This window comes from Streptomyces coffeae (genome assembly GCF_016741875.1).
GTDB classification, from domain to species: Bacteria; Actinomycetota; Actinomycetes; order Streptomycetales; family Streptomycetaceae; genus Streptomyces; species Streptomyces coffeae.
The window spans coordinates 1-555 of the sequence record NZ_JAERRF010000182.1 but is presented as its reverse complement, the minus strand read 5'-3'; the positions used below and the strand labels follow the sequence as shown (position 1 = coordinate 555).

At 67.0% G+C, this 555-nt stretch carries 1 protein-coding gene; it reads right to left on the bottom strand.

Annotated features, from left to right (window positions below):
* Nucleotides 1–555, bottom strand: a 555-nt coding sequence (locus tag JK363_RS41575; protein ID WP_201883510.1) for a ketoacyl-synthetase C-terminal extension domain-containing protein, incomplete at both ends; no start/stop codon positions are given.

Genomic DNA, 555 nt, shown 5'->3' with positions numbered 1-555 from the left:
GCACGGTGCTCCAGCACAGCCCGCCCCGTCGCCAACGCCACACCCACATCCACCGGCGAGCACTCAGGCTTCTCCTCAACGAAGGCCACCAGCCGCTCGGCCTGCGCCTCAAGCGCCCCCGCACTCCGCCCCGACAACACCCAAGGCACTACCGGCAACACACTCGAAGGCTTCTCCTCAGCAACCGCCGACTCGGCGGCCGGTGCCTCCTCGATGATCACGTGCGCATTCGTTCCACTGATCCCGAACGAAGACACACCCGCCCGACGCACACGCTTCACGCGCCGCGGCCACGCACGCGTCTCCGCCAGCAACTCCACCGCACCGGACTCCCAGTCCACATGGGACGACGGCATATCGGCGTGCAGTGACTTCGGCAGCTGCTGCTCCCGCAGCGCCATCACCATCTTGATCACACCAGCCACACCCGCAGCCGCCTGAGTGTGCCCGATATTCGACTTGATAGACCCCAGCCACAACGGATCCCCACCCTCACGCCCCTGCCCATACGTCGCCAACAGCGCCTGCGCCTCGATCGGGTCACCGAGCGTCGTC